This window comes from Oceanisphaera litoralis (assembly GCF_016907015.1).
Taxonomy (GTDB): domain Bacteria; phylum Pseudomonadota; class Gammaproteobacteria; order Enterobacterales; family Aeromonadaceae; genus Oceanimonas; species Oceanimonas litoralis.
Window position 1 is genome coordinate 84,978 of the sequence record NZ_JAFBBE010000007.1, and the last position, 26,483, is coordinate 111,460.

Below are 26,483 nucleotides of genomic sequence, written 5' to 3' on the forward strand. Positions count from 1 at the left end.
CTCCCCAGCCCTCCCCTTGCGTTACACCCCGCTGGTATTCTGTTGGTACCGGATTAAAGGGGAAGGAGCCACACAGCGCCCGCGCCGCAGTCCGAGATTCCCTCACCCCTCACGTCTAACCCCTCACGGGGTTTTCAGCCATTTATTCCAGCTGGCGACCACCCAGTCCCGCTCTTGGGTGAGTTCTGTGTCCGGTAGCAGACCCGGCTGGTCCGACAGGCTCAGCCGGTGGCCTCGGTTCCGGATGGCACAGTAGGCGGTTTTCAGCCGCCAGGCTTCCTCTTCCTCCAGCAACCCGACTTCCACCGCCGACTCCAGAATTCGGATATTGTCCGACCAGCGGGTCAGGGCGGCGGGGTGCTCATGACCATGGGCCAGCACCAGGTACTGGGTCAGAAACTCGATATCAACCAGGCCGCCCGCCGACTGCTTGAGATGAAATTCGCCGGGGCCGGCCTTGTTCAGGTGAGTACGCATTTTTTCGCGCATCTTGACCACCTCTTCCGCCAGGGCAAGGTGATCGCGGGGGGCGCTCAGGGTTTCCCGCCGGATCCGGGCGAACTCCTGGTGCAGCACGGCATCGCCCACGATCAGGCGGCTGCGTACCAGTGCCTGATGTTCCCAGATCCAGGCCTCGTTCTGCAGATAATGCCGATAGGCGTCGAGCGGGCTCACCAGCAGGCCGGCGTTGCCGCTGGGCCGCAGCCGCATGTCCAGCTCGTAGAGCACGCCACTGGGGGTGCGGGTGCTGAACAGGTGGATGATGCGCTGGGCCAGTCGCAGATAGAACTGACGCACGTCCAGTGGCTTGTTGCCGTTGGTCTGGCCCTTGAGCCCGGCCTCCTGCACGAACACCAGATCCAGATCCGAGCTGTAGGCCAGCTCGATACCGCCCAGCTTGCCGTAAGCCACCACGCCAAAACCCCGCCGCGGACTGTCCGCCAAGGTTTCGGGCACCCCGTGACGGGCGCTGATCTGGGCCCAGGCCTGGTTGATCACCTCCTCGACAATGGCTTCCGCCAGCCAGGTCAGGTGATCGCTCACCTTCATCAACGGCAAAGCATCGGCAATGTCGGCGGCGGCGATACGCAACAGATGGATCTGCTTGAACTGACGCAGGGCTTCCATCTGCTGCTCCACATCCTCTTCCGGCACCCGCAGCAGGAACTGGCGCAACTCATCCTTGTAGGCATCGAGCGGCATGGGCTTGTACAGCACCTGGGGCACCAGCAGCTCGTCCAGCAGTATCGGATAACGGGCCAGCTGTTCGGCCACCAGCGAGCTGGCCTCGCACAGGCGGATCAACTGGGTCAGGGCGCCGGCGTTTTCCACCAGCAATTGCAGGTAGGCGGTACGGGTCACGATTTGCAGCAACAGCTGCTGCAGCCGGGCAAACAGGATGCCGGGCGTGTCCGAGTGACTGACCTTGTCCAGCAGCACCGGCATCAGTTTGTCCAGCGCCTGTCGCCCCTGGGGACCCATGGCCCGACGCGGACACTCCTCCTTGAAGCTGTTGAGCGCCCGGGCCAGGCGCGTCGCCTTGTCCTGGTCCATGCCCTGCTCCTGCAGCACAGAGAGCAGTTCCGACTCGTCCAGTTCGGTCTGCCACAGATCGAACCAGATCTGGGCCGCGCCTTCCTCTTCGGCCTCGGAATTGTCACCGATAAGACCGCCAAACTGCCGGTGTACCCCGTCCATGGCCTGGTGCAACGCCTGATGGAAGCTGTTCCAGTCGTCGTGCCCCGTCAACCAGGCCAGCCGGCTGCGATTGAGGTCATCCTGAGGCAGGGTCTGGGTCTGCTGATCGTCGAAGGCCTGCAGGAAATTCTCGATCCGGCGCAACAGGCGATAGCTCTGGTGCAACAGCTCCGCCTCGGTTGCGGTGAGGGCCCCGGACTCCCGGATGGCCGCCAGGGCATCCGGCAGGTGCCGCACCTGCAACGCCGGCTCACGGCCACCGCGGATCAGCTGAAAGACCTGGGCGATGAATTCCACCTCGCGAATGCCACCGGCCCCCAGTTTGATGTTGTCCTGCAGGCCCTTGCGCCGTACCTCGGCGGCGATCATCGCCTTCATCTGGCGCAGGGAGTCGATCACCCCGAAGTCGATATAGCGGCGAAAGACGAAGGGCTTGAGCATGGCGCGCAGCTCGGCGCTGTAGTCGCCCTCGTCGTTGAGGATACGCGCCTTGACCATGGCATAACGCTCCCAGGTGCGGCCATGATGCTGGTAGTAATCCTCCATGGCGGCAAAACTCACCGCCAAGGGCCCCGACTCGCCGAAGGGGCGCAACCGCATATCGACCCGGTAGACCTGACCGTCGACCGTGGTCTGGTGCAGGGCGTTGACCAGTTTCTGCCCCAGACGGATAAAGAACTGCTGATTGGCCAGCTCGCGGCGCCCGCCCCGGGTCACGCCGTTATGGGGAAAGGTGAAAATGAGGTCGATATCGGAAGAAAAGTTCAGCTCGCGTCCGCCCAGCTTGCCCATGCCCAGGATCAGCATGGGCACGGCATTGCCTTCGCCGTCGGTGGGGGTGCCCAGCTCGGCGCACTGCCGTTGATACCACCAGCGATAGGCGGCCACAATCAGGGCATCGGCCAGCGCCGAAATATGCACGAAGCTTTCTTCCACCTCGGCACCCAGCAGCATCTCGCGCCAGGCGATCAGCAGCAGCTCGCGCCGGCGATAGCGGCGCAGGGTTCGCTGCAGGCCGGGCTCGTCGTGCACCCCGGCCAGCAATTGTGCCAACTCGGGCCGATAACGCTCGGCGCGTTCGGCGTTGTGCAGATCCTGCTCGTCGTCCAGTTCCAGCGCCAGTTCCGGCTGCCGGCACAGGCTGTCGGCGGCGAAATCGCTGCAGGCAAACAGGGTGTGCAGCTGAGTGCGGCGGGGTTCGCTCAAGCGCGCCACCACCTCGGCGGCACCTTCTTCGAACCGGGACCAGTGCCGGTCGGCCTGGGTTTTCAGCAGGGAGGGCATATCAACCATATACGTATCCTTGTCGGCGGCGTCTGACGGCAGATTATCATTGTTGTCGTCGTTGCACAGTGCGTCGATGCGGATTGTCGTCCGCCCCGGTGCAGGGAAGCCCGGGCTTGCACTGAGGGTAACAGCTGATTTAGTCTGTATCGGACTTATTATGTCAGGACCTCTTGATGGATCTCTCAGTTATCGGCCACCACCTCGAACGGCTCGACGAGCAATCGACCACCGGCTTTCGCTTTCAATGCTTTCCCATCTCCGGCGACGTCGAGGTGCTCAAGGTCACGGTCGAAGGGCGGGAAGAACTGCCGCTGTTTATTTCGGTTTCCGACGATCAGATCCTCTGTATCAGTTACCTGTGGGATGAAGGCCAAGTGGACCCAGTCCGGCGCCAGGCCATGCTCGAGGCCATGCTCGACATGAACATTCCCATGCCGCTGTCGGCCTTTGCCCGGCTCGATGACTGGTATGTGGTGTTCGGCGCCCTGTCGCTCCATTCCGCGCTGGCCGATATCGAACACGAACTGGCGGTGTTGAGCGACAACTGCCTGGAAGTGATCGAAGACATGGCGGAGTTTCTGTTATGAGGGCCGGCCGATGAGCACCCTGGGTCAGGTACTGCGTAGCCTGCATAACCCGGACAATGACAGCCTGGAGCCGGATCGGGTCTGTGTGCAGCTGCTGCGCGATGCTCGCCATGCCGAACAACATATGCAGGGGCTGGCACGCCAGTGCCAACAGCTCGGCCTCGATATCGAGCAATTGCGCCGACAACTGCCGATGTTGCAGCAGCAGCGGGCAGAGCGGGAACAGGCGGTGCTCACTGCATTGGCTACCGGTGAGCAGGATCAGGCCCGCCGGCTGGCTACCGAGCTGGCCCGCGAAGAAGACCGCCTCGATGCCAGCCAGCTGACGCTCGCCAGCCTGCTTAAACGGCACAGCTACTACCAGAGCCGCTGGCTGAGTGCCGAGCGCCATTATCACGATCTGTGCCGCCAGCTGGCGATGGCCAAGACCACCGCCTGTGTACGCAAGACCATGGCCGCCATTCGCCGGCACCCGGCGGTGACCCTGGTCAACGCCAAACAGGCACTGGCCGACATACGGGCACGAGAGCAGCAACAGGCGGCAGACTCGGAGCCCGAGGCGACACCGGCAGCCACAGCCGTGCGCAGTGCCGATCAGGTGCTGGCACGGTTAGAGCAACAACTGAGGGGCCGTTCATGAAGCAACGCAAGCTGCCGGATAAATGGCAAAGCTCGGTCCGCGCCGCCAAGGCGGTGCAGGTTGCCTTCGATATGGATGAGGCCCTGCAGTACCAGATCCGGAGAGAGGCGCTGGATAACGGCCTGAGTCCCTCGGATCAGATCCGCCATATTCTGACCCTGCCTACCGCCGACAAACCCAAGCGTCCCCGACTGACGGTGTCACTCAGCCCGGAAGATTATGTTCATCTGGCCGAGCGCTACGGCCTGCAGCCGGAACAACAGCTGGAAATCAAACACAGGGTGATGGACGAATTGCTGAGCTACAGCCAATCGCTTGATAAGTGAGTTAAAAAAGCTTTCAGCCGGAAGCGTTAAGCCGAAAGAAAAACACCGATCCCTTGGGCTCGGTGTTTTTATCTTTAGCTGATCGCTGACAGCTTAGCGCTGATAGCCAGTTTGCTACGTTAATTTATTACCAGTAGGGTTGCAGCAACAGCGCCTGGGCACGGGACTGTTCCAGCGCCTCCAGCAGAAAACGCTGTTTACGCGCCAGCCACTCATCCAGCTCGGCGCCGTCCTGCTCGTCCAGATCCTCACTCAGATCCAGCAGCGGCGACAGCATGTCCAGATCCTCGATGCCGCGCAGTATGTCGAGCCAGGGCATCCGAAACGCCATCCGCTCCCCTTCCGGATACAGCTCGCTGAAACAGAGCCCGACCATGAGATTGCGTCTGAGCTTGCCCTTTTGCTGTATGTATTGTGCACCATTCAACTCCGCCTTGCCCAGCGCACTGTGACGCAGAGTGTGCCAGCTGTCATCCAGCCGTTTCCGGGCCAGGCTGGCCACCGGGGCCGCCAACTGGACCGTCTGCGCCGGTGCCAATCCGGCTCGCCAGTCCTGCCGGTACAACCAGTGAGTCAGTCCCAGCAGCAGACGTCCATAACGGGGGCTGTAAAACAAGGCCCGCAGCCGGGCTTCGTCGGGCAACTGCGCCTGCTGCGCCATCAATTTGCCGACCAGGGTTTTCTGGCAGTCCAGTCGACGCAGATAGTGGCCTCTGTCACCGGTCAGGTGGGCCAGCATCTGCGCCCGATCCAGCCAGGACAACTGCTGCTGCAACCACAGCAGATCATCGATCCAGCCGCTGTTGACCCGGTGCGATACCAACTCGCCGAACAACAGCAGGGTCTGGTGTACCAGAGAAACCCCCTCTCTCAGCTGAACCAGCCATTCCAGATCCGGTTCGACCAGCCAGCCTTCTTCATGATGCTGCCAGTGGCGTAACCCCTGGTGCAGCAAGGCGACCATGGTCTGCTCACAGGCATCCTGCGGTTGCAAGGCCAGGGGTTCAAGCATTCGCAGTCGGGGGCTGGGGCTGAGCCCCGCCAGTTGGTAGCCTCGCTTGGCCTTGGATACCGCCCCCAGCCGCAAGCCTCCCTCTTTCACCAGGGCGTCGGCCAACTCGAACAGCTGGGAGGCGTCGCCCTTGACCAGTTCCAGCTCCAACTCGTGAATCGGTTCTCGTCGTTCTCCCGCCTGTACCTCCCCTTCGTCCAGTGCCAGCTCTATTTCGGTGCCGTCGATCACCAGCAACCAGCGCCGACGCAGAAAATCGGTGCTGAACAGGGGCTGCAGTGACTGCTGTATCTGCGCCGGGTTCACACCCTTGGGCCAGATCCGGGTGGGAAACAGCGATAAATCCGGGGTGTGCACCGTCAGGGGCACATTATATTCCGGCCTTTGATGCAGGCCACCCACCTGACTACCCGCCAGCTTGACGGTTTGCTCCATCTCCCCGTTCTGACTGCGAATGCGCAGACCGGCATCCATCTTGCGCAGCGCCAGATCGGCGGTATCGAAATAGGTGTTGGCCAGGTGTTGCTGGTCCTGTTTGAGAACTTGGTAAGCTTGCAACAGTGTGGGTAGCCGATTGGCCACATCGGGTGAGACAAGAAACTTGAGTTCGATTTCTGTATCCATAAGGGTGTCCGGAAGTCCCAACCTTTTGATTTGATAGTGGAAAGGGAAAGCAGCTACCACATTAACATGACAGTTTTATGAAAATGCTGTTTTCTTGCCTTTATAGTTAAGTTACCATTCGCGCCACTTTAATGTATCGAGTGTTTTTTCACCGAAACAGGGTTGGCCATGCCAGTAAATACTATTTTAGGACTCTTTGCCAAGTCCCCGATCAAGCCCTTGCAGAAGCATGTGATGAAAGTCCACGAAGCTGCACAACAATTGGTTCCCTTCTTCGACGCCATGTGGGAGCAGGACTGGGCACAAGCCGAGATCGTTCAACGACGCATTTCCCAGCTCGAACGGGAAGCCGACACGCTGAAACGAGAAATTCGCCTCAAGCTCCCTCGCGGCCTCTTCATGCCGGTCGAGCGTACCGACATGCTGGAACTGCTCACCCAGCAGGACAAGATCGCCAACAAGGCGAAAGACATCGCCGGCCGCATGGTCGGTCGTCAGATGAGTATTCCACCGCAACTCAAACCCGCCTTTATGGACTACCTCGGCCGGTGCATCGATGCGACCGCGCAGGCGGCCAAGGCCATTGACGAGCTCGACGAGTTGCTGGAAACCGGTTTCAAGGGTCGGGAGCTGGATCTGGTGTCCGAGATGATACACCAGCTCGACCTGATCGAAGATGATACCGATGTGATGCAAGCCAAGCTACGCAAACAGCTGCAGGCCATCGAAGATGGCTATAACCCCATCGATGTCATGTTCCTGTACAAGATACTCGAATGGGTCGGCGACCTGGCAGATCAGGCCGAACGGGTGGGCTCCCGTCTGGAACTGATGCTGTCCCGTTCCTGAGTGAAATAACAAAGGTATAACAATGGATATCATCGCTAACTACGGCACCACGCTGATTATTATCGCCGCCGTATTCGGTCTTTTCATGGCCTGGGGTATCGGTGCCAACGATGTGGCCAACGCCATGGGCACCTCGGTAGGCACCCGCTCACTGACCATCAAACAGGCGATCATCATCGCCATGATCTTCGAATTTGCCGGCGCCTATCTGGCCGGCGGCGAGGTCACCTCCACCATCCGCAAGGGCATCATAGATGTCAGCGCCTTCGACGGGCATCCCGATCTGCTGGTGTTCGGCATGATTGCCTCGCTGCTGGCGGCCGGCAGCTGGCTGCTGCTGGCCTCCTGCTTCGGCTGGCCGGTGTCCACCACCCACTCCATCGTCGGCGCCATTATCGGTTTCGCCCTGGTCTCCCTGGGTTCGGACGCCGTCCAGTGGACCATGGTGCTCGGTATCATCGGCTCCTGGATTGTGACTCCCGCCCTGTCCGGCGTACTGGCCTACTTCACCTTCATCAGCGTGCAACGGCTGATCTTCAATGCCGACAAGCCGCTTGAAGCCGCCAAACGCTATGTGCCCCTGTATATCTTCTTTACCGCCATGGTCGTCAGCCTGGTGACCATGAAGAAGGGACTCAAGCATGTGGGTCTGGAAATGACCGATGTACAGGGCTGGGGCCTGTCGGTACTGGCTTCCCTGGCACTGGCCGCACTGAGCGCCGTCTATATCAAGCGTCAGCAGTACAACCCCAGCGATGACAAGGACATGCATTACTCCAACGTGGAGAAGGTGTTCGGCATCCTGATGGTGATCACCGCCTGTGCCATGGCCTTTGCCCACGGCTCCAACGACGTGGCCAATGCCATAGGTCCGCTGGCCGCAGTGGTCAGCACGGTGGAAAGCGCCGGCCAGATCGCCAGTAAGGCGACCATCGCCTGGTGGATACTGCCGCTGGGCGGCATTGGTATCGTCATCGGCCTGGCTTCGCTCGGTCACAAGGTGATGGCCACGGTCGGTACCGGCATTACCCACCTGACTCCCAGTCGTGGTTTTGCCGCCCAGCTGGCCACCGCTGCGACCGTGGTGATCGCCTCCGGCACCGGCCTGCCTATTTCCACCACCCAGACCCTGGTGGGGGGCGTGGTCGGGGTAGGACTGGCGCGCGGTATTGCCGCCCTCAACCTGAGTGTGCTGCGTAATATCGCCGTGTCCTGGATAGTCACCCTGCCCGCCGGTGCCATACTGGCGATTGTGTTCTTCTATCTTATTCAGTGGTTCTTCAATTAAGCACTGACTTCAGGGGGGCATAGGCCCCCTTGTTCTTGTCCTCCCCCTCGGCACCCATTACCATGACTTCAATGTTGAGAGTGACTTCTGAAGAATGGATTGTTGAAAATGAAGGAATCCCAGGTGAAATCAAAACTTCTTGTGGCATTGCTGTGCTACCTGCCATGGCTCGGCGTAGCCGAGGCCGCCAATCGCTACATTTCCGATAACGTGTACACCTATCTGCACAGCGGCCCCAGCAACCAGTTCCGTATCATCGGCACCGTCAATGCGGGCGAGCCGGTCGAGCAACTGAACAGCGATGCCGAGACCAAATACGTGCAGATTCGTGACGCCGATGGCCGTACCGGTTGGGTCAATGGCGACTTTGTACAGACAGAGGAAAGCTTTCGCTCCCGGCTGCCGTTGCTGGAAGAGGAGCTGACCAGCACCAAACAACTGCTCGCCTCCGTCGACGAACGCCATGAGCTGGATATGCAGGATAAAACCTCCCGGCTACAGCAGCAGGAGCAGGAACTGAGCCAGGTGCACGAACAGCTCAACGAACTGCGCCAGCAGCATGCCAGGCTGGAAAGTGAAAACCAGCGCCTGACCAGCCTGATGGATGACAAGGAACACAAGATGCGGCTGGACTGGCTGCTGAATGGTGGCCTGGTGGCCGGTGCCGGTGTTCTGTTCGGGATCTTGCTGCCCATGATTCCCCTGCGCCGCAGGCGTAATCAGGGCCGCTGGATGAACTGAGGCCAGACAAGGCTGTAAGCTGTCTGCTGCAAGCCATAAGCTGCCCGAGTTGTTTGTGGGTGCGGCTTATGGCTTTTTTCTTGTTTTACTTACGGCTTAAAGCTTACGGCTGTGTTGTTTGCTGGCTCAGGGCGAAGTGCCGATTGGGCTTGCGGTGGACGATGCCGTCTTGCTGCAACCAGTGAAAGATATCTTCCACTTCTTCCATCGGCTTCTCCAGCATGCGCGACACGGCGCCCTTGGCACAGCGCAGCTCACCCGCCTGTAATCGGGCTACCAGTTCATGGTAATAATCCGGACGGGCCGGCAATGCAGGCTCAGCCGGAGGGGTTTCTGCTTGTACTTGCTGCTCCTGTTTTCTCTGGCTGCGCCGGAAGCGGGTTTCTTCTCCCAGTAAAGAGATAAAGAAGGCGGCGAAGAAATCCAGCAAAACAGACAGGGCGGCGACAATACCAAACTGCACTCGCGCCAGCGGCCAGCCCAGACCATCTGCCAGGCTGGTCATCAGCCCCATCAGCGAGCTCTGGCTGGTAATGGCGACCCGATCCCGCTCCCGGCGCAGTTCATCCTGTCGGGCCCGTAACTCCTGATTGCGTGCCAGCATGTTGGTCATGCCATTCGCAATCCGTTTCATGTCGATATAGGCCTGGGCCGCCTGCTCGTTAATCTCGATTTCCCGATCCAGGGCCACTATCTTGTCGTTATAGCTCTGCACCTCGGCCGCCTTGGCCTCATCCCCCTTCATCAGGGTATTGGTGGCGGCGTTGATACCGCCAACACTGCCGGCGATGGAAAGACCCGCCAATACCCCATAGAAACAGAGCGCCTTCAGGGTGCCCATCGAATCACCGCGGTTGGCTCGTTCGCCCATTTCATACCAGATATAAAACTTGCCCACCTCGAACACCAGTGCCAGGCCGCCAAACATCAGCTTCATCAGCAGGCCCTGTTCCAGCGACAGGAACAACAGGAGAGAAAACACCATGGAAGCGGCAATGGAGGCGCCGGTGATCATATAAACCACGGACAGGGCAAACGGGCCCTTGGGAAGACGTTGATAGTGCACTTTGTTTGGTTACCACTGACAGGAATGAAGTTGCATTATAGAGGGGCAGGATCCGCTGGCAAGCTGTCGCCGCCACCCAGCCACCGGTTCGACTATATTGATAGTGATTTACAGCACGGCTTTCGTATACGAACACCGACCGTAACACCCTATACATCAACAATCCGTCCATGGCCCGCCCGGCTGGGCTGGCATAGTCCCAAGCAACTTCAGGAACCATCGCCATGTTTACTGCCGCCACCGTCTTTGCCCCCGGCTATGCCCCCAGGGATCTGCCGTCCCTGCGCCAGGATATCACCCGGAACTACATTGTCGACGAGAACACCTATCTGGCCGCCCTGCTGGAGCAGGTGCCCGCCAGCGGTCAGACCCTGGCGCAGATCAATCAGCAATCCCGCCGGCTGGTCACCCGAGTGCGGGAAGAAAGCGACGGCGGTGACGGCATAGACGCCTTTTTGCAGCAATACAGCCTGGATACCCAGGAAGGCATCATCCTGATGTGCCTGGCCGAAGCCCTGCTGCGCATTCCCGACAGTCATACCGCCGATGAGTTGATTAAAGACAAGCTGTCCGGCGCCGACTGGGCCAGACATTTTCGCCAGAGCGACTCCACTCTGGTCAACGCTTCCACCTGGGGCCTGATGCTGACCGGCAAGATAGTGCGCATGGACAAGAAGCTGGACGGTAACCCGGCCAATGTGCTCAACCGCATGATCAACCGCATGGGCGAGCCCATGGTACGTTCCGCCATGTATGCGGCCATGAAGATAATGGGCAAGCAGTTCGTGCTGGGGCGGGATATCAAGGAGGCGCTCAAGGCCAGCCGCAAGTCCCGTGATCTGGGCTATACCCACTCCTACGACATGCTGGGCGAGGCGGCGATGACCGCCGATGATGCCGAGAAATACCGAGCCGATTACGCCAACGCCATCACTACCGTCGGCGCCGAAAAGCTGAACAACCCCAAGGTGCCCCGCCCTTCCATTTCCATCAAACTGTCGGCCCTGCATCCCCGCTATGAAGAAGCCAACCGGGAGCGGGTACTGACCGAGCTGTATGACGCCGTACTCGGCCTGCTGGAACAGGCCCGCCAACTGGATGTATTCATCACCATAGATGCGGAAGAAATGGATCGGCTGGAGCTGTCACTGGATCTTTTCGAATCCCTTTATCGTTCGGATATCAACCAGGGCTGGGGCGGCCTGGGGCTGGTGATCCAGGCCTATTCCAAACGCGCCCTGCCGGTACTGTGCTGGCTGACCGCCCTGTCGCGCAGTCAGGGAGATGAAATCCCGGTGCGTCTGGTGAAAGGCGCCTACTGGGACAGCGAAATCAAGCTCTGCCAGCAGGCCGGCATCGACGGTTACCCCGTCTATACCCGCAAGGCCGGCACCGATGTGTCCTACCTGGCCTGTGCCCGCTATCTGCTGAGTGACGCCACCGATGGCGCCATCTATCCCCAGTTTGCCACCCACAATGCCCATACGGTGGTGTCGGTGATGTCCATGGCCGGGGAGCGAAACGTCGAATTTCAGCGGCTGCACGGCATGGGCGAGGAATTGTATAACGCCGTGCTGGCCGAACACCCGGGACTGAATTGCCGCATCTATGCGCCGGTCGGTGCGCACAAGGATCTGCTGCCCTACCTGGTGCGTCGCCTGCTGGAAAACGGCGCCAATACCTCCTTCGTGCACAAGCTGGTGGATCCCAATACCCCCATCGACACCCTGATCACCCACCCGCTGACCAGCCTGGCGGAATACCGCAGCCTGGCCAACGACAAGATACCGCTGCCGCCGGCCATCTTCCCCGACCGGAAGAACTCCCGGGGGCTGAACATGAATATCGAGGACATGCGCGCCCCTTTCTTCACCGCGCTGGATCAACTGGCGAGCAAGGCCTGGCAGGCCGGTCCCATCATCGGTGGCAAGACGCTCACGACGGGGACCGGCAACGCAGTACTGAGCCCGCAGGATCACAGCCGGCAGGTTGGCCAGGTCTATTTTGCCGACAAGGCCACGGTCGAGCTGGCCGTCGGCAAGGCGCAGGCCGCCTTCAAGGGCTGGCGCAACACCCCGGTAGAGGCCCGTGCCCAGGCCCTGGAAAAGCTGGCGGATCTGCTGGAGGAACACCGGGACGAATTTATTTCCCTCTGTACCCGGGAGGCGGGCAAGCTGTTGCAGGACGGTATCGACGAGGTGCGTGAAGCGGTGGATTTCTGCCGCTACTATGCCGTTGAGGCCCGCTGCCTGATGGAGCCAAAGAAGCTGCCCGGCTACACCGGCGAGCTGAACCTGCTGTTCGCCCAGGGCCGGGGCCCCTTCGTCTGCATCAGCCCCTGGAACTTTCCGCTGGCGATCTTCCTCGGTCAGATAGCCGCCGCCCTGGCCACCGGCAATACGGTGCTGGCCAAGCCCGCCGAGCAGACCAGTCTGATCGCTCATCTGGCCACGACCCTGGCCCACCAGGCCGGCATTCCCGCCGATGTGCTGCAGCTGCTGCCCGGCGACGGTGCCACAGTGGGGGCGACGCTGACCGCCGATCCGCGCATCGCCGGCGTCTGTTTTACCGGATCCACCGACACCGCCCAGCTGATCAACCAGACCCTGGCCAAGCGGAAAGGCGCCATCATCCCCCTGATCGCCGAAACCGGTGGTCAGAATGCCATGGTCGTCGACTCCACCGCCCTGCCCGAGCAGGTGGTACGGGACGTGGTGCGCGCCGCCTTCCAGAGTGCCGGCCAGCGCTGTTCCGCCCTGCGGGTACTCTATCTGCAGGACGACATTGCCGAGCGGGTGCTGGAGATACTGAAAGGGGCCATGAAGGAGCTGAGCGTGGCCGATCCGGCACTCTGGTCGACCGACGTGGGTCCGGTGATCGATCAGGACGCCCGGGCCGGTCTGGACGCTCACCTGAGCAAGATGCAGGCCGCCGGCAGGAAACTCCTCGCCCAGACCCCGCTCGGCAAGGGCTGCGACCAGGGCTTCTATATTCGGCCCACGGCGCTGGAGATAAGCGCCATCGGCGAGCTGGAAAAAGAACAGTTCGGTCCCATACTGCATGTGGTGCGCTTCAAGGCCAAAGACATCGACCGGGTGATCAATGATATCAATAACACCGGTTACGGCCTGACCCTGGGCATTCACAGCCGTAACGAGTCCTTTGCCGACTATGTGGCCCAATGCATCGATGCGGGTAACGCCTATATCAACCGGGATCAGATCGGCGCCATGGTGGGGGTGCAACCCTTCGGTGGCCAGGGCCTGTCCGGCACCGGCCCCAAGGCCGGTGGCCCCCACTACCTGACCCGCTTCATCACCGAAAAGACCATCACCAACAACACCACCGCCATCGGCGGCAACGCCACCCTGTTGTCACTGGGCGAAGGCTGAGGCCTCCCGCATGTTGAAATTCGCTGCACTTATTCGCAACCGGCTGCCCAGCGAGGGCTGAAAACAGCATGATGAAAATGATTCTCAAAGGCGCTGCAGCGCCTTTTTCATATTCAGCCGCTATAATGGCCGTTTTGGCTTTGGGGAGAAGCGGGCGTGGAAGTCTATCTGGTAGGGGGGGCAGTACGAGATGAACTGCTGGGCCTGAAGGTCAGGGAACGAGACTACATGGTGGTGGGCGCCACCCCCGAGCAACTGGTCGAGCTCGGTTATAACCAGGTCGGCAAGGATTTTCCGGTTTTTCTGCACCCGAAAAGCAGGGAAGAATATGCGCTGGCCCGTACCGAACGGAAATCGGGCCAGGGCTACACCGGCTTCATCTGCGAGTTCGGCCCCGAGGTGACGCTGGAAGAAGACCTGATGCGCCGGGATCTCACCATCAATGCCATCGCCCGGGATCAGCAGGGTAGGCTGCATGACCCCTATGGCGGCCAGGCCGATATCGAAGCCAGAGTACTGCGCCATGTCTCCGACGCCTTCGGTGAAGATCCGCTGCGGGTACTGCGGGTAGCCCGCTTTGCCGCCCGCTTTCATGCCCAGGGGTTTACCGTGGCCGACGACACCCGGGCCCTGATGCAACAGATGGCCGCCGGCGGTGAGCTTGGCACCCTGACGCCAGAGCGGGTCTGGAAAGAGACGGAGAAGGCGCTGGCCAGCGACCACCCCCAGGTGTATTTCGAGGTGTTGCGCCAGTGCGGGGCACTCAAGGTGCTGTTTCCGGAAGTGGATGCCCTGTTCGGTGTGCCCGGTCCGAAACAGTGGCACCCGGAAATCGATACCGGCCTGCATACCATGATGGTGCTCAAACGTGCCGCCGAGCTGGGCGCCGGACTCCCCTGCCGCTTTGCCGCCCTCTGCCATGACTTCGGCAAGGCGCTGACCCCATCGGACAGGTGGCCCAGCCACCACGATCACGGTGAACTGGGGATGGTGCCGATAGCGGCGCTGTGCGCACGATTCAAGGTACCCACAGAACACAGGGAGCTGGCCATGCTCATGAGCCGCTGGCATATCTACCTGCATCGGCTGGTCAATCCGGCGCCGGAACAGGCCGAAGCGGTGCTGGAGCTGTTTCAGCATACCGATGCCTGGCGCAAACCCGAGCGTTTCGCCCAGTTACTCTTGTGTGCCCAGGCGGACTTGCAGGGCAGAACCGGCTTCGAGCAACGTCCTTACCCGCAGCGGGAACAGCTGTGGCAATGGCTGTGCGAGCTGAGAACCATTACCGCCGCGCCTTTTGTGGCCCGGGGCCTGAAAGGCCCGGCCATCGGCGAGGCCATAGCCGACGCCCGCCTGCAGCAACTCAGGCTGTGGTTGGCTTAAAGTTGCCCGGCCATGATCCAGAACAGCACAGCACCCAGCCCCAGTCGATACAAGACGAAGGGCATGACACCAAGGCGGTTGAGCAGCGCCAGAAAAAGATGAATGCAGGTCAGGGCGCTGACAAAAGACACCGCCACGCCCAGGCCTATGGCCGACCAGGGAATAGCCAGACTGGAGCCGATTAAACCGGTCGCCTGATGGCTGCCGGCCAGAAAGATAATGGGGATCGACATTAGAAAGGAGAATCGAGCGGCGGCGGCCCGGGTCATGCCCAGCATCAGACCCGCGGTCAGGGTAATGCCGCTACGCGAAGTGCCGGGGATCAGGGCCAGCGCCTGAGCACACCCCAACAGCAGGGCGCCACGCCAGCTGGTCTGGTATTCGTCTTTGTGCAGCTTTGCCGCCTTGTCCGCGACCCACAGCAACAAACCAAACACCACGGTGGCAGACGCAATCACCCAGCCGGAACGCAGATAGTCGGCGATAATGCCGCCAAACAGCGCCCCCACCACGCAGGCCGGTATGGTGGCCAGCACTATGCTCCAGGCCAGCCGCGATTCGGCATTGTGTCCTTTGCCGCACAAGGAGCCGGACCAGGCCTGGGTCAGGGTGACCACTTCCTTGCGGAAGTAATACAACACCGCCAGCAGGCTGCCCAGATGCACCGCCACGTCGAAGGCCAGGCCCTGGTCGCGCCAGCCCAGCAACACCGAGGGCAGGATCAGGTGCGCCGAGCTGGAGATGGGAAGAAATTCGGTAACCCCCTGAATGAGGGCGAGCAGTATGACGTGCACTTCCATGTATCTATTCCTTTAATCGGTTATGCCCGCAGGCTAGCCGTATTTCATGACGCTTTAATGATGTCTCAACCCATGGGACCATCATGAGCAAAGCGCTCTATTTCCACGCCAACTCCGGCGGCATTGGCCACCGCACCCGGCTTGGTCAGCCGAACTTTTACCGAGTGAACCGAAAACTCCGTCAGGATCAGCTGGGCTATCTGTTCGGCCATGGTTTCGACCAGCTCCACATGATTTTGTTCAGCATGATGCGTGACTTTCTTGGACAGGGCGGCGTAATCCAGCGCCTTGTCGAGATCATCGCCCAGCGCCGCAGGCCGAATGTCATATCCCATCTCCAGATCGAAGCGGAGCTTCTGACGTATCCCCTTTTCCCACTCATAGGCACCTATGGTGGTCAGCACTTCCAGGCCTTGCACAAACACTTTATCCATCATCTCTATCTTCTGTTAAGCTGTGGCTATCTTCGGCGACCGGGCCCCGCTGGCCCTGCCAGCCCAGCCGGTAGTTCGGTTTAAGCGCGCAATAGTAACGGATTGACCCCGAGGTATAAACCGAGAATGACGGCCCTCACCCTGTTTATGATCATGCTCGCCTATCTGGGGGGATCCATCTCCAGTGCCGTCTTGATCTCTCGCCTTTACCGCCTGCCGGACCCGCGCCAGCATGGTTCGGGCAACCCCGGAGCCACCAATGTGCTGCGGACCGGCAACCGCAGTGCCGCGGTCTGGGTGCTGTTGCTCGATATTCTCAAGGGCACGGTGCCGGTCTATCTGGGCTGGTTTCTGGACATCAGCCCCTTGTATCTGGCGCTGATTGGCATGGCCGCCTGCCTAGGGCACATGTTCCCGCTGTTTTTCCACTTTCGTGGTGGTAAAGGTGTGGCCACCGCCCTCGGCACCCTGCTGCCACTGGGCATGGACATGGCCGGCCTGATGCTGCTGACCTGGCTGTTGTGCCTGGGACTGTTTCGCTATTCCTCGCTGGCATCACTCATTACCGCCCTGGTGGCACCGCTCTATGTCTATTTCATCAAACCGGAATATACCCTGGCGGTCGCCCTGCTCTCCTGCCTGATTATACTGCGCCATCACCGTAATATCAGTCGTCTGTATCACCGGCAAGAAAAACCGATTTTAGATAAATTCAAACGCGCCGATAAAACAGGTGAAGAGTAAAGGGTGAAGGCGGACGACATATTGCACGGATGTAGTAGCTGCTTTAGCTGCTAAATTCGGCAGCGCCGGATCTGATGCACAAGCGCTACCCTTCACCGCTTTTTTCATCTTCCAGATTAAGTCAGGACTTTGGATTCAGATTTAAAACCATCCTGTTGCGCAGTATTTCGCAGCTAAAGCAGCGGCTACAAGGGCACTCAGCCCTTAATCCACAGACGTTAATTCATCCAGCGGCCAGCGCGGCCGGGCTCGCACCGCCAGCGGCTCGGTCTCACCGGCTTTCAGTCGTTGCAGACCGGCGAAGGCAATCATGGCCCCGTTGTCGGTACAGTATTCGTTACGCGGATAAAACACCTCGCCCTTCAGGCCGGTCATCAGCGCTGCCAGCTGCTGACGTAACGAGACATTCGCACTGACGCCACCGGCCACCACCAGCCGATTAAGCCCGGTCTGCTGCAATGCGCGCTTGCACTTGATGGCCAGGGTATCCACCACCGCCTGCTGAAAGGCGTGGGCAATGTCGGCCCGGGTCTGCTCATCATTGCCTTCGGCGGCAATGGTGGTGGCGGTGGCGGTCTTGAGGCCGGAAAAACTGAAGTCCAGCCCGGGTCGGTCGGTCATGGGCCGCGGAAATTTGAAGCGATTGGGCCGGCCCTGCTCGGCCAGTTTGGCCAGGCGCGGCCCGCCGGGGTAATCCAGCCCCATCAGCTTGGCGGTCTTATCGAAGGCCTCGCCGGCCGCATCATCGACCGACTCTCCCATAATTTGATAGCGGCCGATGCCGTCCACCCGCACCAGCAGGGTGTGTCCACCGGACACCAGCAGGGCGACAAACGGAAAGGCCGGCACCCGCTCTTCCAGCATGGGGGCCAGCAGGTGGCCTTCCATGTGGTGCACCGCCACCGCCGGCTTGTTCCAGGCAAAGGCCAGGCTGCGGCCTATGGTGGCCCCCACCAATAGTGCGCCCATCAGGCCGGGGCCGGCGGTATAGGCCACACCGTCGATATCGTCTTTGCTACAGCCGGCGTCGGCCAGGGCGGCCTCGATCAACGGAATCGTCTTGCGAATATGATCCCGGCTGGCCAGTTCGGGCACCACGCCACCATAGTCCGCATGCAGCGCGACCTGGCTGTATAACTGGTGAGCCATGATACCGAGTTGGTCGTCATAGATGGCGATGCCGGTTTCATCACAGGAGGTTTCTATACCTAATACACGCATGTCGGTCTAATCATTCAAGGCTGTTGAAAAAGAGGGGGCTATGTTACCCTCCCCGTGATTTTTTAACCAGCGAAGGGCTGCCGGACTTTACTTTAGGTTCCGGTTCAGAGTAGAATTTCGCACCATTTTTATTAGTCAAACTGGTCGGTGACAGGCCAGTTAACCGAGGTGAGAGGCACATGCCAGTAATTAAAGTACGTGAAAACGAGCCCTTCGACGTAGCCCTGCGTCGTTTCAAGCGTTCCTGCGAAAAGGCCGGTATTCTGTCTGAAGTGCGTCGTCGCGAGCACTACGAGAAGCCGACTACCGAACGCAAGCGCGCCAAGGCTGCTGCTGTTAAGCGTCATGCCAAGAAACTGGCTCGTGAAAACGCACGTCGTACTCGTCTGTACTAAGTTGTATTTGATCTCATGTCTTTAAAAGACCAGCTGTCGGAGCAACAAAAGATTGCCATGCGTGCCAGAAACAAGGCGCGCCTCGGCACCTTGCGTATGCTGCTGGCAGAGATCAAACAAAAAGAGATAGACAGCCGCGAGACCCTGGATGATGACGCCATCATCACCATCGTCACCAAAATGGTGAAACAGCGTAAAGACGCCGCCACTCAGTTCGAGCAGGCCGGTCGTCAGGAGCTGGCCGATGGTGAACGCCAGGAAATCGTGGTGCTGCAGGAATTCCTGCCGCAACCTCTGACCGCAGACGAACTGGATGCCTTGCTGACGCAAGCCATCGCCGATACCGGTGCCACCGGCATGCAGGATATGGGCAAAGTGATGGCGGTGCTCAAACCGCAAATCCAGGGACGTGCAGATATGGGCAAGGTCAGCGCCAGCATCAAAGCCAGACTGGCTTAAAGCGCTCACGCTGTTCCCTGCCGACGGGCCGTGCCTCTTCATGAAGCACGGCTTTGTTTTTTTCGCTTTCCGGTGAATGATGACAGGCAGAATCCCCCAATCTTTTATTGACGATCTGTTGGCCCGCACCGACATCGTCGATCTTATCGATCAGCGGGTAAAACTGAAAAAAGCCGGCAAGAACTATCAGGCCTGCTGCCCTTTTCACAACGAAAAATCCCCCTCCTTTACCGTCAGTGCCGATAAACAGTTCTACCATTGCTTCGGCTGTGGCGCCCACGGCACCGTGCTGGGCTTCCTGATGGAATATGACGGACTGGAATTTCTCGATGCCATCGACGAACTCGCCGGCATGCACGGAGTCACGGTTCCGCGAGAAAACGGCGGCTCATCCCTGTCTCCGGCACAACAGGCGGCGGCAAAGGCGGTACGCCAGGATCTCTACGGCCAGCTCAAGGATATCAGTCGTTTCTATCAGGGGCAGCTGCGACAGTCCCGGGCTGCCATCAACTACCTCAAGGGCCGGGGCCTGAGCGGCGAGGTGGTCAAACACTTCGGCATCGGCTATGTGCCGGATCAATGGGACGGCGTCAAACGCCAGTTTGCCCGCAATCCGGAGGCCGAACGGCAGCTGATTGAAGGCGGCATGCTGCTGCAAAGCGACAATGGCCGGGTCTACGACCGTTTTCGCGATCGCGTCATGTTTCCCATTCACGACCGACGCGGCCGGGTAATCGGCTTCGGCGGCCGGGTGCTGGGTGACGGCACCCCGAAATATCTGAACTCGCCGGAAACGCCGGTGTTTCACAAGGGCCGCGAACTGTATGGCCTCTATGAAGTTCGCCAAGCCCACCGTAACCCGGATCGCATCCTGGTGGTGGAAGGCTACATGGATGTGGTGGCGCTGGCCCAGTTTGGCATCGACTATGCCGTGGCTAGCCTGGGCACCTCTACCACGCCCGAGCATCTGCAACTGCTGTTCCGCACCACCCGCGAGGTGATCTGCTGCTACGATGGTGACAGGGCCGGACGCGAGGCCGCCTGGCGGGCATTGGAAAACGCCCTGCCGCTGATGCAGGATGGCCGCAGCCTGAAATTCGTGTTTCTGCCCGATGGTGAAGATCCCGATACCCTGGTACGCAAACTCGGCGCACCCGCCTTTGAGCAGCAACTGAACCAGGCTCAGGACTTCGGCGACTTCCTGTTCGAGCGTCTAGCTCAGGACACCATGAGCGGTGACGCCGGCCAGCACGAACTGGCCAACAAGGCGGCGGAAGCCATTCTTCGAGTGCCGGAAGGCTTTACCCGTGAGGGCCTGATCACTCACCTTTCACGCCAGCTGAACTGGGGCGAAAACGAACGACGAGTACGAGAGCTGTTCGGGCGTTTGCAGAAGAGCGGCACCGAGCCGGCCACCCAGGTCAGACAGGCCAGCAAAAAGATAAAGCTGACCCCTCTTCGCCGGGCCATTGCCCTTGTGCTACAATATCCGGCTGCCGCTGCCAGACTACCGGCCATGCCCGAGCTGGCCGAATTGCCATTACCCGGCATGGGGCTGCTGCAGACCTTGTTGGCTCAGGTACAACAGCGGCCGGAAATGACCACGGCCCAGTTGCTTGAACACTGGCGCGGTCATGAAGCCGAACCGGCGCTGGCGCGGCTGGCCATGGCCGAAGGCCTGTTTGCAGGCGATCATATCGAGCAGGAGCTGCAGGATATCTTCGTGGTGTTGATCAACGAGTATCTGGCCAGCCGCATCGAATCCCTGCAACGAAAAAGCAGCCAGCACGGACTGACCTCGGCAGAAAAACAGGAATTACTGTTGTTGCTCAGCGAAAGCAAGGGTGGCAGCGGCTGAACATTGAAAAGTGGGCGTGACACCCCAATATCGTAAAACAGGCCCGGCAAACGGGTAATGATGAACCATTGAACGCTGCAGCACTCTCACCGTTTATGAAGGCGAGGCGTGTTGGCAAGCTCGGACCAGCATAGCGAGGCTGGTCAAATTTTGTTATAATCGGCTACTTGCGCGCCATAAAAGAGTGCCTAATGCCTACACCCTCTTGCACATCTAACCGGACGAGTTCTATGGAGCAAACCCCGCAGTCTCAGCTTAAACTTCTCGTTGCCAAAGGTAAAGAACAGGGTTACCTGACCTATGCCGAGGTAAACGATCATCTTCCTCAGGATATCGTCGATTCCGATCAAATCGAAGATATTATTCAGATGATCAATGACATGGGCATTCAGGTGGTGGAAAGCGCCCCCGATGCCGATGATCTGATGATGTCTGAAACCACCGCCGACGAAGACGCCGCCGAGGCCGCCGCCCAGGCGCTGGCTTCCGTCGAGTCGGAAATTGGCCGCACCACGGATCCGGTGCGCATGTACATGCGCGAAATGGGTACCGTTGAACTGCTGACCCGGGAAGGCGAAATCGACATCGCCAAACGGATTGAAGAAGGCATCAATCAGGTACAGAGCTCGGTGTCCGAATACCCCGAGACCATCACCTCTCTGCTCGATCAGTTCGACCGTTTCGAAGCCGGTGATATCAAATTGAGCGACATCATCTCCGGCTTTCTCGATCCGGATGCCGTCGACACCGTCGCCCCCACCGCCACTCACATCGGTTCCGAGCTGAGTGAGAAGGAGCTGGAAGACGAAGACGACGACGAAGAAAAAGACAAAGACGACGAAGAAGAAGAGGAAGTCGACACCGGCCCCGATCCCGAGCAGGCTCGCGAAAAGTTCGGCGCCTTGCGCGAACAGTACGAAATCATGCGCGCCACCATCGAAGCCAAGGGCCGTACCTCCAAAGAGGCCGCCGAGCAGATCGCCGAACTCGCCTATATCTTCCGCGAATTCCGGCTGGTGCCCAAGCAGTTCGATCGCCTGGTCAATGCCATGCGTAACACCATGGAGCGCGTTCGCATCCAGGAACGCCTCATCCTCAAGTTGTGTGTAGAGCAGTGCAAAATGCCGAAGAAGACCTTCGTGCAGGCCTTTGCTCAACACGAAAGCGAGCAGGAATGGTTCAACAAGCAGCTGGCTGCCGGTAAAACCTGGTCGGTGAAGATGGAAGACGTGGCCGAAGACGTGCTGCGCTCCATCGGCAAGCTCAAGCTGGTAGAAGAAGAAACCGGCCTGACCATCTCGCAGATCAAGGACATCAACCGTCGCATGAGCATCGGCGAGGCCAAGGCCCGTCGCGCCAAGAAGGAAATGGTTGAAGCCAACCTGCGCCTGGTTATTTCCATCGCCAAGAAATACACCAACCGTGGCCTGCAGTTCCTGGATCTGATCCAGGAAGGCAACATAGGTCTGATGAAGGCAGTGGACAAGTTTGAATATCGGCGCGGCTACAAGTTTTCGACCTACGCCACCTGGTGGATCCGTCAGGCCATTACCCGCTCCATCGCGGATCAGGCCCGTACCATCCGTATCCCGGTGCACATGATCGAGACCATCAACAAGCTCAACCGTATTTCCCGCCAGATGCTGCAGGAAATGGGTCGCGAACCGACCCCGGAAGAGCTGGCTCATCGCATGGCCATGCCGGAAGACAAGATCCGCAAGGTGCTGAAAATCGCCAAAGAGCCCATCTCGATGGAAACGCCCATCGGCGACGATGAAGATTCCCATCTGGGCGACTTTATCGAGGACACCACCCTGTCCTTGCCTGCAGACCAGGCCACCAGCGAAAGCCTGCGTAATGCCACCAAGGACGTACTCTCGGGCCTGACCGCCCGGGAAGCCAAGGTACTGCGCATGCGCTTCGGTATCGACATGAACACCGACCATACCCTGGAAGAAGTGGGCAAGCAGTTTGACGTGACCCGCGAGCGTATCCGCCAGATCGAAGCCAAGGCATTGCGCAAACTGCGCCATCCCAGCCGCTCCGAAGTACTGCGCAGCTTCCTCGACGAGTAAGCCCAGCACCACGGAACAATCAAAGGGCGCCTCGGCGCCCTTTCTCTTTTCCGGCTCACGTGCCAACCGTTTAAAAATCAAACTGATATGGGTCGCCCTCTACTGGACAGCCAAGACGGCTTTCCCTATAATCAGCTCCACTTTTGGCCCCTTAGCTCAGTTGGTTAGAGCACACGACTCATAATCGTTAGGTCCCCAGTTCAAGTCTGGGAGGGGCCACCATATAAACACTGAAAAAAGCCAGCTGCATCAATGCGCTGGCTTTTTTTGTGCCGCTTATGTGCCGCTTTCCCACGCGACTAAAAAGTTCTTGGGATACTCGGGGGATGCCTCTGCTCCTTGAACGTTCGGTAGACATGGAATGAGCCTTGGCGAATTCCAACATTTCACAGCCGCCTGCATGTGTCGGGATTCGCTTCGCTCATCACAACCTACCACACTGTCATGAAGTTGCTTATTTCCTGGTCCTTGCTCAGCAGATCGGCCACCGACCAGATAAGGCCGGCCAGAGTAGAGATATTGGGCATCAGCCCTTGCCGTATTTGTTATAAATATGATGATAAACCAATGGCAAACCGAAAGAGATTTATAAAAGATGAAAACCCGTGAACTGCTGAAGCTTGATGAAAAAGCAATGGCCGAAGCCATTCAGTCAATGAAAACAAAAGAGTGTGAAAAGCATGCCAGAAACTATTCAAAGCTGCTTGGCGTCAACTATGACAGAGCGCTGATGACAGCCGTACATGCCGCTTTTATCAGCGATCAGGACGAGCATGTTTCGATGAGAGTTCATACTGCAGTCAGCAAGATAGCCAAGGAAGAAAGCGACTGTGAAGAGGCAGAAGCGATAGTATTATCCGCCCTGTGCTTAATGTTTGTTTATAAAAAGACCAATGGCTTTAAATTAATGGATACGCTGGCTTCCGTGCTCAAGGAACGGGTCTGAAGGCTTACCGTCCTGCCCAAAAGGATTGACGATTTCACCTTCCTCACCCTGGGCAAAACCCGGGCCGATGAGCCGCTCGGCCTCAAGCTGAATGCGCCCATCACGCCGCTGCTGCAGGCCACACTAAACGGACTGGCAGACAACTGGCCGTAGAAGGTGAAGGGATCCGGCCGGGCCGGTGTGCGGCGGCCGAAGACTATTATAAAATCAGCGCCAGCCCCCGCCGTCAAGGAACCACAATGTCGCTCATCCTGCTACTGATCCAGCAGATGTCCCTGTACCTGGTGATCGTTTACCTGGTCAGTAAAACGCCGCTGTTCAAGCTGTTTACCGAAGCCTCTACCCGCTTGCCTCACAAGATTTTCATCTATCTGGTGTTTTCCGGCTTTTGTGTCATGGCGACCTACTTCGGTGAACAAACCCATGGCGCCATCGCCAATACCCGGGCCATGGGCGCCGTGCTGGGCGGTCTGCTCGGCGGCCCGGTCACCGGCTTTTTGGTCGGGCTGACCGGCGGGCTGCACCGCTACAGCTTGGGCGGCTTTACCGATCTGGCCTGCGCCGTGGCCACCACCCTTGAAGGACTCTCTGCCGGCCTGGTCAGCCTTTACCTGCGGCGCACCGGCAGAAGCGAGCTGATTTTCAACCCCTTGCGGGTGTGCCTGCTCACACTGGGCGCCGAAGTCATGCAAATGAGCATCATACTGCTGCTCGCCCGCCCCTTTGATGAGGCGCTGGCGCTGGTTATTCAGATCGCGCCGTCCATGCTGCTGGTCAACTCGGTGGGGGCCGCCCTGTTCATGAGCATGATCCGCGATCAGAAAACCATGTTCGACAAATTGTCCTCCGCCTTTTCCACCAAGGCGCTGAAAATCGCCGAACGCAGCGTGGGTCTGCTCAGCAAGGGCTTTAACGAAGAAAGCAGCGCCCAGGTGGCCCGCATCCTGATAGAGGAAACCAAAGTCGGGGCCGTGGCCATTACCGACAGAGACAAGCTGCTGGCCTTTATCGGCATCGGCGCCGATCATCACCTGCCCGGCGCGCCGATTTCCTCCCGGATGACCCTGGACGCCATCAACCACAACAAGGTGATGTTTGCCGACGGGGTGGAAACCCCCTACGCCTGCTCCATGTCGCCCCATTGCACCCTGGGCTCCAGCCTGGTGATCCCGCTCAGAAGCGACAATGAAGTCATCGGCACCATCAAGTTGTACGAGCCGAAGAACAAGCTGTTCCTCAATATCAACCGCACCTTGGGCGAAGGCATTGCCCGACTGCTGTCCAACCAGATCCTCTTCGGGCGCTTTATGCAACAGCAGAGCCTGCTGACCCAGGCCGAACTCAAGCTGTTGCAGGCCCAGGTCAACCCGCATTTTTTGTTCAATGCGCTCGGCACCATAGGCGCCATCACCCGGCAGGATCCCAACAAGGCCCGGCAGTTACTGCAGCAACTGAGTCAGTTTCTGCGTATAAACCTCAAGCGTACTACCGGCCTGGTGACACTCGGTGATGAACTGGAGCATATTCACGCTTATCTGACCATCGAGAAGGCCCGTTTCATCGATAAACTGCAGGTTGACATTCAGCTTCCCGAATCACTGCTCGGCATTCAGGTACCGGCCTTTACCCTGCAGCCGATTATCGAAAATGCCGTCAAACACGGTACATCCCACCTGCTCGAAACCGGACGGATTCAGGTTGCTGCCAGCATGAGCGAGGATATTCTGCTACTCGAGGTGACCGATAATGCGGGGCTTTATCAGCCCAGAAAAGACTCGGATGGCCTGGGTATGAACCTGGTGCACAAGCGTATTCAAAATCTGTTCGGGCCGGACTACGGCCTGAATGTCATCTGTGAGCCCGGAGAATATACCCGGGTCGAGATTCGTCTACCCATCACGGAAACAGCATCATGATCACCTGCCTGATTATCGACGACGAGCCCTTTGCCCGGGATGAACTGGCAGCCCAGCTTGCCGAGGCCGATGACATCGAGATTGTCGGCCAGTGCAGTAACGCCATCGAGGCGATGCAGGCCATCAGCCGGCTCAAACCCCAGCTGATTTTTCTGGATATTCAGATGCCCAGAATTACCGGTATGGAACTGATCGCCATGCTGGATCCGGCCACCATGCCCCGGGTGGTATTCGTGACCGCCTACGATCAATTTGCCGTGCAGGCCTTTGACCGGCATGCCTTCGACTACCTGCTCAAACCGGTAGATGAACAGCGACTGCAACGCACGCTGGAAAAAGTACGCCGCGATCTGCATCCACAGGCAATCGGTGAGCTGGCCCCGAGCCAGCTGGAACACCTGCCCTGTTACAGCGGCCAGCGCCTTAAGGTGGTGCCGGTTCAGGAGGTCGAATATGTGTATAGCGATCTCGGTGGGGTACATGTGGCCACCGCCAAAGAAAAGGTGCACACCCACATGACTCTGAAAGTCATGGAGGAAAAAACCCCGCTCGTCCGCTGCCACCGGCAGTATCTGGTGACCCCCGGTGCCATTGCCGAAATCGAGCTGCTGGATACCGGAGGAGAGATCATCACCCGCTCCGGTGCCAGGGTGCCGGTCTCTCGTCGTTACCTCAAACCGCTGAAACAGATATTCGGCTTCCATTAAAGCAGGCAAGTGGGAGTGAGCGATCGTTCACTCCC

22 protein-coding genes and 1 tRNA gene are annotated in these 26,483 nt (G+C 59.1%); 17 read left to right on the forward strand and 6 right to left on the reverse strand.

The genetic code is table 11. From position 1 onward, the window contains the following. Window positions 1-123 precede the first annotated feature (123 nt). Complete coding sequence (gene glnE, locus HNR62_RS06070; RefSeq protein WP_204795199.1) at window positions 124-2,991, reverse strand: bifunctional [glutamate--ammonia ligase]-adenylyl-L-tyrosine phosphorylase/[glutamate--ammonia-ligase] adenylyltransferase; 2,868 nt, start codon at window positions 2,989-2,991, stop codon at window positions 124-126. A 167-nt stretch (window positions 2,992-3,158) separates the two neighbouring features. On the opposite strand from glnE, the gene HNR62_RS06075 reads away from it, so the two are divergent. The 3 genes from HNR62_RS06075 to HNR62_RS06085 are packed head-to-tail and all read left to right on the forward strand — an operon-like array spanning window position 3,159 to window position 4,538. Next, window positions 3,159-3,572, forward strand: a complete 414-nt coding sequence (locus HNR62_RS06075; protein WP_204795200.1) for a YjfI family protein — start codon at window positions 3,159-3,161, stop codon at window positions 3,570-3,572. Between the two features lie 10 nt (window positions 3,573-3,582). After that, window positions 3,583-4,212: a hypothetical protein gene (locus HNR62_RS06080; RefSeq protein WP_204795201.1), complete on the forward strand. Its 630-nt coding sequence runs from the start codon at window positions 3,583-3,585 to the stop codon at window positions 4,210-4,212. Further along, window positions 4,209-4,538, forward strand: coding sequence for a hypothetical protein (locus HNR62_RS06085; RefSeq protein WP_204795202.1), 330 nt, complete (start codon window positions 4,209-4,211; stop codon window positions 4,536-4,538). The genes HNR62_RS06080 and HNR62_RS06085 overlap by 4 nt, the downstream gene beginning before the upstream one ends. Window positions 4,539-4,665: 127 nt before the next feature. Here the strand turns inward: HNR62_RS06085 and HNR62_RS06090 are convergent, their stop codons facing one another. Beyond that, window positions 4,666-6,174, reverse strand: a complete 1,509-nt coding sequence (locus HNR62_RS06090) for a CYTH and CHAD domain-containing protein (RefSeq protein WP_204795203.1) — start codon at window positions 6,172-6,174, stop codon at window positions 4,666-4,668. Between the two features lie 168 nt (window positions 6,175-6,342). Between HNR62_RS06090 and HNR62_RS06095 the strand changes: the two genes are divergently transcribed. The 3 genes from HNR62_RS06095 to HNR62_RS06105 all read left to right on the forward strand — a co-directional run bounded on the left by HNR62_RS06095 (window position 6,343) and on the right by HNR62_RS06105 (window position 9,052). After that, window positions 6,343-7,023, forward strand: a complete 681-nt coding sequence (locus HNR62_RS06095; RefSeq protein WP_204795204.1) for a TIGR00153 family protein — start codon at window positions 6,343-6,345, stop codon at window positions 7,021-7,023. A gap of 22 nt (window positions 7,024-7,045) precedes the next feature. Then, window positions 7,046-8,311 carry an inorganic phosphate transporter gene (locus tag HNR62_RS06100; protein WP_204795205.1) on the forward strand — a complete coding sequence of 422 codons (1,266 nt, stop codon included), beginning with the start codon at window positions 7,046-7,048 and terminating at the stop codon, window positions 8,309-8,311. 123 nt (window positions 8,312-8,434) lie between these two features. Continuing rightward, window positions 8,435-9,052, forward strand: a complete 618-nt coding sequence (locus tag HNR62_RS06105; RefSeq protein ID WP_204795206.1) for a TIGR04211 family SH3 domain-containing protein — start codon at window positions 8,435-8,437, stop codon at window positions 9,050-9,052. A 103-nt stretch (window positions 9,053-9,155) separates the two neighbouring features. Here the strand turns inward: HNR62_RS06105 and HNR62_RS06110 are convergent, their stop codons facing one another. Further along, window positions 9,156-10,118, reverse strand: coding sequence for a hypothetical protein (locus tag HNR62_RS06110; RefSeq protein WP_204795207.1), 963 nt, complete (start codon window positions 10,116-10,118; stop codon window positions 9,156-9,158). A 224-nt stretch (window positions 10,119-10,342) separates the two neighbouring features. Between HNR62_RS06110 and putA the strand changes: the two genes are divergently transcribed. Then, window positions 10,343-13,510, forward strand: coding sequence for a bifunctional proline dehydrogenase/L-glutamate gamma-semialdehyde dehydrogenase PutA (gene putA, locus HNR62_RS06115; protein ID WP_204795208.1), 3,168 nt, complete (start codon window positions 10,343-10,345; stop codon window positions 13,508-13,510). A gap of 156 nt (window positions 13,511-13,666) precedes the next feature. After that, window positions 13,667-14,893: a multifunctional CCA addition/repair protein gene (locus HNR62_RS06120; protein ID WP_204795209.1), complete on the forward strand. Its 1,227-nt coding sequence runs from the start codon at window positions 13,667-13,669 to the stop codon at window positions 14,891-14,893. Here the strand turns inward: HNR62_RS06120 and HNR62_RS06125 are convergent. Next, window positions 14,890-15,693: an undecaprenyl-diphosphate phosphatase gene (locus HNR62_RS06125; protein WP_204795210.1), complete on the reverse strand. Its 804-nt coding sequence runs from the start codon at window positions 15,691-15,693 to the stop codon at window positions 14,890-14,892. The genes HNR62_RS06120 and HNR62_RS06125 overlap by 4 nt on opposite strands. A gap of 65 nt (window positions 15,694-15,758) precedes the next feature. Then, the gene (gene folB, locus HNR62_RS06130; RefSeq protein ID WP_204795269.1) at window positions 15,759-16,127 is read right to left on the reverse strand and encodes a dihydroneopterin aldolase; all 369 of its coding nucleotides are present in this window, start codon (window positions 16,125-16,127) and stop codon (window positions 15,759-15,761) included. A 126-nt stretch (window positions 16,128-16,253) separates the two neighbouring features. On the opposite strand from folB, the gene plsY reads away from it, so the two are divergent. Beyond that, window positions 16,254-16,871, forward strand: coding sequence for a glycerol-3-phosphate 1-O-acyltransferase PlsY (gene plsY, locus HNR62_RS06135; RefSeq protein ID WP_204795211.1), 618 nt, complete (start codon window positions 16,254-16,256; stop codon window positions 16,869-16,871). 204 nt (window positions 16,872-17,075) lie between these two features. Here plsY and tsaD read toward each other — a convergent pair whose 3' ends face one another. Next, the gene (tsaD, locus tag HNR62_RS06140; protein WP_204795212.1) at window positions 17,076-18,092 is read right to left on the reverse strand and encodes a tRNA (adenosine(37)-N6)-threonylcarbamoyltransferase complex transferase subunit TsaD; all 1,017 of its coding nucleotides are present in this window, start codon (window positions 18,090-18,092) and stop codon (window positions 17,076-17,078) included. Window positions 18,093-18,271: 179 nt separating this feature from the next. Between tsaD and rpsU the strand changes: the two genes are divergently transcribed. From rpsU to btsR, 8 genes are all read left to right on the forward strand, one after another. Beyond that, entirely contained in the window at window positions 18,272-18,487 is a 216-nt protein-coding gene (gene rpsU, locus HNR62_RS06145) for a 30S ribosomal protein S21 (RefSeq protein ID WP_014293599.1), read from the forward strand. Window positions 18,488-18,502: 15 nt separating this feature from the next. Beyond that, window positions 18,503-18,946, forward strand: coding sequence for a GatB/YqeY domain-containing protein (locus HNR62_RS06150; RefSeq protein ID WP_204795213.1), 444 nt, complete (start codon window positions 18,503-18,505; stop codon window positions 18,944-18,946). A 79-nt stretch (window positions 18,947-19,025) separates the two neighbouring features. Continuing rightward, entirely contained in the window at window positions 19,026-20,804 is a 1,779-nt protein-coding gene (dnaG, locus tag HNR62_RS06155) for a DNA primase (RefSeq protein WP_204795270.1), read from the forward strand. Window positions 20,805-20,995: 191 nt separating this feature from the next. Then, the gene (gene rpoD, locus HNR62_RS06160) at window positions 20,996-22,879 is read left to right on the forward strand and encodes an RNA polymerase sigma factor RpoD (protein WP_204795214.1); all 1,884 of its coding nucleotides are present in this window, start codon (window positions 20,996-20,998) and stop codon (window positions 22,877-22,879) included. A gap of 145 nt (window positions 22,880-23,024) precedes the next feature. Beyond that, a tRNA-Ile gene (locus tag HNR62_RS06165) sits at window positions 23,025-23,101 on the forward strand. 373 nt (window positions 23,102-23,474) lie between these two features. Continuing rightward, entirely contained in the window at window positions 23,475-23,825 is a 351-nt protein-coding gene (locus HNR62_RS06170) for a hypothetical protein (RefSeq protein WP_204795215.1), read from the forward strand. Between the two features lie 239 nt (window positions 23,826-24,064). Next, window positions 24,065-25,741, forward strand: a complete 1,677-nt coding sequence (locus HNR62_RS06175; protein ID WP_204795216.1) for a sensor histidine kinase — start codon at window positions 24,065-24,067, stop codon at window positions 25,739-25,741. Continuing rightward, entirely contained in the window at window positions 25,738-26,448 is a 711-nt protein-coding gene (gene btsR, locus HNR62_RS06180) for a two-component system response regulator BtsR (RefSeq protein WP_204795217.1), read from the forward strand. The genes HNR62_RS06175 and btsR overlap by 4 nt, the downstream gene beginning before the upstream one ends. Window positions 26,449-26,483: the final 35 nt, after the last annotated feature.

What these genes read in the sequence shown, in the direction of transcription:
- HNR62_RS06080 (WP_204795201.1), top strand. Translation starts at nt 3,583, where the DNA reads ATGAGCACCCTGGGTCAGGTACTGCGTAGCCTGCATAACCCGGACAAT.
- HNR62_RS06170 (WP_204795215.1), top strand. Translation starts at nt 23,475, where the DNA reads ATGAAAACCCGTGAACTGCTGAAGCTTGATGAAAAAGCAATGGCCGAA.
- rpoD (WP_204795214.1), top strand. Translation starts at nt 20,996, where the DNA reads ATGCCTACACCCTCTTGCACATCTAACCGGACGAGTTCTATGGAGCAA.
- folB (WP_204795269.1), bottom strand. Translation starts at nt 16,127, where the DNA reads ATGGATAAAGTGTTTGTGCAAGGCCTGGAAGTGCTGACCACCATAGGT.
- plsY (WP_204795211.1), top strand. Translation starts at nt 16,254, where the DNA reads ATGACGGCCCTCACCCTGTTTATGATCATGCTCGCCTATCTGGGGGGA.
- btsR (WP_204795217.1), top strand. Translation starts at nt 25,738, where the DNA reads ATGATCACCTGCCTGATTATCGACGACGAGCCCTTTGCCCGGGATGAA.
- HNR62_RS06085 (WP_204795202.1), top strand. Translation starts at nt 4,209, where the DNA reads ATGAAGCAACGCAAGCTGCCGGATAAATGGCAAAGCTCGGTCCGCGCC.
- HNR62_RS06150 (WP_204795213.1), top strand. Translation starts at nt 18,503, where the DNA reads ATGTCTTTAAAAGACCAGCTGTCGGAGCAACAAAAGATTGCCATGCGT.
- HNR62_RS06075 (WP_204795200.1), top strand. Translation starts at nt 3,159, where the DNA reads ATGGATCTCTCAGTTATCGGCCACCACCTCGAACGGCTCGACGAGCAA.
- glnE (WP_204795199.1), bottom strand. Translation starts at nt 2,991, where the DNA reads ATGGTTGATATGCCCTCCCTGCTGAAAACCCAGGCCGACCGGCACTGG.
- HNR62_RS06100 (WP_204795205.1), top strand. Translation starts at nt 7,046, where the DNA reads ATGGATATCATCGCTAACTACGGCACCACGCTGATTATTATCGCCGCC.
- HNR62_RS06175 (WP_204795216.1), top strand. Translation starts at nt 24,065, where the DNA reads ATGTCGCTCATCCTGCTACTGATCCAGCAGATGTCCCTGTACCTGGTG.
- dnaG (WP_204795270.1), top strand. Translation starts at nt 19,026, where the DNA reads ATGACAGGCAGAATCCCCCAATCTTTTATTGACGATCTGTTGGCCCGC.
- rpsU (WP_014293599.1), top strand. Translation starts at nt 18,272, where the DNA reads ATGCCAGTAATTAAAGTACGTGAAAACGAGCCCTTCGACGTAGCCCTG.
- HNR62_RS06090 (WP_204795203.1), bottom strand. Translation starts at nt 6,174, where the DNA reads ATGGATACAGAAATCGAACTCAAGTTTCTTGTCTCACCCGATGTGGCC.
- tsaD (WP_204795212.1), bottom strand. Translation starts at nt 18,092, where the DNA reads ATGCGTGTATTAGGTATAGAAACCTCCTGTGATGAAACCGGCATCGCC.
- HNR62_RS06095 (WP_204795204.1), top strand. Translation starts at nt 6,343, where the DNA reads ATGCCAGTAAATACTATTTTAGGACTCTTTGCCAAGTCCCCGATCAAG.
- putA (WP_204795208.1), top strand. Translation starts at nt 10,343, where the DNA reads ATGTTTACTGCCGCCACCGTCTTTGCCCCCGGCTATGCCCCCAGGGAT.
- HNR62_RS06125 (WP_204795210.1), bottom strand. Translation starts at nt 15,693, where the DNA reads ATGGAAGTGCACGTCATACTGCTCGCCCTCATTCAGGGGGTTACCGAA.